The organism is Salinibacterium sp., assembly GCF_031364185.1.
Taxonomy (GTDB): domain Bacteria; phylum Actinomycetota; class Actinomycetes; order Actinomycetales; family Microbacteriaceae; genus Rhodoglobus.
In genome coordinates, this window is sequence record NZ_JANLVV010000060.1 from 1 (window position 1) to 4,635 (window position 4,635).

At 66.8% G+C, this 4,635-nt stretch carries 4 protein-coding genes; all 4 read right to left on the reverse strand.

What is annotated here, in order from left to right; translation table 11 throughout:
* On the reverse strand, positions 1 to 662 hold a 662-nt coding region (locus RMN95_RS03140), incomplete at its 3' end, for an aldolase/citrate lyase family protein (RefSeq protein WP_309615510.1).
* 2 nt (positions 663 to 664) lie between these two features.
* A complete protein-coding gene (locus tag RMN95_RS03145; protein WP_309615507.1) occupies positions 665 to 1,144 on the reverse strand; it encodes a MaoC family dehydratase in 480 nt (159 codons plus the stop codon).
* Positions 1,141 to 3,174, reverse strand: a complete 2,034-nt coding sequence (locus tag RMN95_RS03150) for a biotin carboxylase N-terminal domain-containing protein (protein WP_309615508.1) — start codon at positions 3,172 to 3,174, stop codon at positions 1,141 to 1,143. Before RMN95_RS03150 ends, RMN95_RS03145 begins: the two co-directional genes overlap by 4 nt.
* 5 nt (positions 3,175 to 3,179) lie before the next feature.
* Positions 3,180 to 4,635, reverse strand: a 1,456-nt coding sequence (locus RMN95_RS03155; RefSeq protein ID WP_309615509.1) for a carboxyl transferase domain-containing protein, incomplete at its 5' end; no start/stop codon positions are given.

Consider the following 4,635-nt stretch of genomic DNA (forward strand, 5'->3'; position numbering starts at 1 on the left):
GCGGCCCTGATGGTGTCGACCTGGCTCGGGTGGATGCACGCGGTCGCCGAGAAGCCGACGGCAGCGGCATCCATTGCCTCGGCTCGTAACCCCTCGAGATCGGTGATGTCGAGGTGGACGGCATCGATGGCCGCCTTGCCGTGGGCGGCGGCAGCGAAGAGCACCGTCGTGCGTGCCTGTCGTGCCACATCCCGGTACAGCCCCCCGGGCCCCCGGCTCGAGCGCCCGCCGAGGCTCGCGATGAGGTCTTCAGCCCCCCACATCAGCGCGATCACGTTGCCTGCAGCGGCAATCTCCGAGCTGTTCTCCACGCCACGAACGGTCTCGCAGAGGGCGATCACGTCGAACGCCTCCAGCGGCGCGACATCGCTGGCCCGTTCCGACTTGGCGAGCATGATCGTGCGAATGCCGGTGTGGGCAAGGCTCTCGAGGTCGAGCACGAAATCGTCGGTGCCGGCCGGGTTGACCCGAACGATGGTGGTGGCGGGGTCGGGCCCGGCCGCCATCAACGATGCCCGCGCCCTCGCCCTATTCTCGGGCGAGACCGCATCCTCGAGGTCGATGATGACGGCGTCGGCGGCAGCGGCGGCCTTCGCATAGCGGTCGGGCCGGTCTGCCGGGCAGAACAGCAGGGCGGGGCCGTGCACGAACGGCGCAGCCATTGTCATGCCTCGCTCGGCGCGCAGCGCAGCAGGGTCGATCGCACCGCGCGCGCGACCACCTCCCCGGTCTGGATTCTCGCCACGTGCTCGAACACGACGATGCCCTGCCCGGGCCGGCTCGATGACAGGCGCTTCGACAAGATGGTGGTCTCGGCTGTGAGGGTGTCACCGTGCCGCACCGGGTGCGGAAAGCTGACCGAATCGAAGCCAAGGTTCGCCACAATCGTGCCCTGGGTGAGCTGCGCCACCGACAGGCCGACCATCGTCGAGAGCGTGAACATGCTGTTGACCAGCCGCTCACCGAATTCGGTGGTCGTCGCCCATTCCGCATCCAGATGCAGCGACTGGGTGTTCATGGTGAGGGTGGTGAAGAGCACATTATCGGCCTCGGTGACGGTGCGGCTCGGGCTGTGCTCATACACGGTCTCGAGTTCGAACTCCTCGAAGTACAGCCCTCGCTGGGTGATTCGTTTGGCGTTCATGAGGCCAACCCTCCTTCTTGTAGTGGATGCGCCGCCGCCACATCGTGCGGAACGACCCGCGCAAGCAGTTGCCCGCCCGTCACCTGCGCCCCCAGTTGCACGTCGAGGCGCACAATCCCGTCCGTCGGCGCGCGAAGCACGTGCTCCATCTTCATGGCCTCGACGATCACCACTGCTGCACCGGCGATCACGGCCTCACCGTCGGACGCGCTGAGCGCGACCACGGATCCAGGCATGGGGGATCTCAGCTCGGGAGTGGAGTTCTGTTCCGCGGCATCCCGGGGGCGCGAGCGCTGGTCGGCGATGGTCCAGGTGACCGGGCCGTCCGAGAACGTGAGCAGGTCATCCCGGATCGTGAAAAACACTGAGCTGCCCACCCCGGCGATGCTCGTGAGCGCGTCGAAACCGTCAATGGTGGTTACGGCGTCGAACTTCGGGCCGCCGCCCACCGACACGCTGGCGAGATCTGGCGAACCCCACACGCTCACCTCGGTGGGTTCCGTGTTGTCACGCCCGCTCAAATCTTGCACCTGGAGCCGGTACACCGACGGTGCGGTCGCTCCGATGCGCCAGCCGTTCGGCTTCTGCCACAGCGAGCCGCGGTCGTGGTGCTGCCACTGACTGGCGTGCAGGATCAGTGCCGCGCGAACGAAGAGCCGATCATCCGGCTGCGCAAAATCGAGTGTGGGAACGACCCGCTCGATGAGACCGGTATCGAGGCGGCCGTCGGCAACATCGCCGTCGCGCAGCAGCAGCGACAGGAACTCGATGTTCGTGGTCACGCCGTGCACGGCGGTGTGGCCGAGGGCGGCGACCAACCGCCGCAGGGCGCTGGCGCGGTCGGGGGCCCAGGCAATCACCTTGGCCAGCATCGGATCGTATTGGGACGAGACTGCGAGGCCGTCGATCATCGAGCTGTCGACCCGAATGCCGGTCGCCGCTGGCTCGCGAAGCGCCTCGATGGTGCCGCCGGTCGGAAGGAAGCCGTGCGCCGGGTCTTCCGCATAGATGCGGGCCTCGATCGCATGCCCGCGCAGCACCACATCCTGCTGGCCGAACGACAGCTTTTCGCCCGAGGCGACCCTCAGCTGCCATTCGACGAGATCGATGCCGGTCACCATTTCGGTCACCGGATGCTCGACCTGCAGTCTCGTATTCATCTCCATGAAATAGAACTCGCCGGGCTGGTCTGCGGCGACGATGAATTCGACGGTACCGACCCCTTCGTACCCGACGCTTCGCGCTGTTTCGCAGGCGGCCTCGCCGATGCGAGCGCGGGTGCGCTCATCGAGAAGGGGCGACGGCGCCTCTTCGATCACCTTCTGGTGGCGGCGTTGCAGCGAGCACTCGCGCTCGCCGAGATGCACGACCGAGCCGAACCTATCCGCGAGCACCTGCACCTCGATGTGGCGCGGGGTCGAAATGTAGCGTTCGATAAAAATGGAGTCGTCGCCGAAGGACGACGCGGCCTCCCGCCTCGCGGCGGCGAGCGAGCCCAGCAGCTCCGACTGCTGCGTGACGACGTGCATGCCTTTGCCCCCGCCGCCGGCGGACGGCTTGATGAGCACCGGGAATCCCATCGTGATGGCGCCGGCCGCGAGCTGGGCGTCGGTCAACCCGGGTGCCGCGAGTCCCGGCACGGTCGGAACGCCGCGCTCTGCGACCTTCGCCTTCGCGCTGATCTTGTCGCCCATCACCCTGATCGCGTCGACCCCGGGGCCGACGAAGACGATGCCAGCCTCAGCGCAGGCCTCGGCGAATTGGGCATTCTCGGCGAGGAATCCGTAGCCGGGATGGATGGCATCGGCTCCGGTGGTGACGGCGGCGTCGATCACCCTAGCGATGTCGAGGTAGCTGAGTGCGGCGCTTGCGGGGCCGATGCGCACGGAGACGTCGGCCATGCGCACGTGTTTGGCCGCGGCATCCACATCGCTGAAAATGGCGACCGAACGGATGCCGAGGCTTCGCAGCGATTCGATGATGCGGCAGGCGATCTCGCCGCGATTGGCTACCAGGACTGTCGTGAACATCGCCGTCACATCCTGAAGACGCCGTAGCTGACGTCGCCCATCGGGGCTCTGGCGCACACATCGAGGGCCAGGCCGACGACGGTTCGGGTGTCGGCCGGGTCGATGATGCCGTCGTCCCACAGGCGCGCGGAGGAGTAGTAGGGGCTGCCCTGGTGTTCGTACTGTTCCCGGATCGGCTCGCGGAACGCCTCTTCATCCTCGGTCGACCAGCTGCCGCCGGCCGACTCGACCTGCTCGCGACGGATCGTCGACAGCACGGATGCCGCCTGCGGGCCGCCCATCACCGAGATGCGGCTGGCCGGCCACATCCACAGGAACCTCGGAGAGTACGAACGCCCGCTCATCGAGTAGTTGCCCGCGCCGAACGAGCCGCCCACCACGACGGTGAGTTTGGGCACCCGCGCGCAGGCGACCGCGGTCACCATCTTCGCGCCGTGCTTGGCGATGCCGCCGGCCTCATACTCGCGGCCCACCATGAACCCGGTGATGTTCTGCAGGAACAGCAACGGGATGCGCCGCTGGTCGCACAACTCGATGAAATGGGCCCCCTTCAGCGCCGACTCGCTGAACAGCACGCCGTTATTGGCAACGATGCCGACAGGATGACCATGGATGTGTGCGAATCCCGTCACGAGGGTCGCGCCATACTCCTTCTTGAACTCGTGGAAGAGGCTGCCGTCCACGAGGCGGGCGATGATCTCGCGCACATCGTAGGGCACATGCAGGTCGGTGGGAACGACTCCGTACAGTTCCTTCTCGTTCGCCACCGGAGGCACTACCGGTTGCACCTCATAGGGCAACGGCCCCGGCGGCGGCAGCTGGCTGATGATGTCGCGCACGATCTGCAGCGCATGATGGTCGTTATCGGCGAGGTGGTCGGTGACGCCCGAGAGCCTCGAGTGCGTGAGACCGCCGCCGAGATCCTCGGCCGACACGACCTCCCCGGTGGCCGCTTTCACCAGCGGCGGCCCGCCCAGGAAGATGGTGCCCTGGTTGCGAACGATGATCGTCTCGTCGCTCATGGCAGGCATGTAAGCGCCACCGGCGGTGCTCGAGCCCAGCACGGCGGCGATCTGCGCTATGCCCCTGGCCGACATCCTGGCCTGGTTGTAGAAGATGCGGCCGAAGTGGTCGCGGTCGGGGAACACCTCATCCTGTCTCGGCAGGAATGCTCCACCGGAATCGACCAGATAGATGCACGGCAGGTCATTCTCGGAGGCGATTTCCTGGGCGCGGAGGTGCTTCTTGACAGTCAGGGGGTAGTACGCGCCGCCTTTCACCGTGGCGTCGTTGGCGACGACCATGCAGTGTCGGCCGTGGATCATGCCGATGCCGGCGATCACCCCGGCACCGGGGCACTCGTTGTCGTAGAGCTCGAACGCCGCCAGCGGGGCCACCTCGAGGAAGGGGCTTCCGCGGTCTAGCAGGGCGTCGATCCGATCCCGTGCCAGCAGTTTGCCG

Bases quoted from the DNA above. Each gene is read 5' to 3' on its own strand.
- RMN95_RS03150 (WP_309615508.1), bottom strand. From the start codon at position 3,174: ATGTTCACGACAGTCCTGGTAGCCAATCGCGGCGAGATCGCCTGCCGC.
- RMN95_RS03145 (WP_309615507.1), bottom strand. From the start codon at position 1,144: ATGAACGCCAAACGAATCACCCAGCGAGGGCTGTACTTCGAGGAGTTC.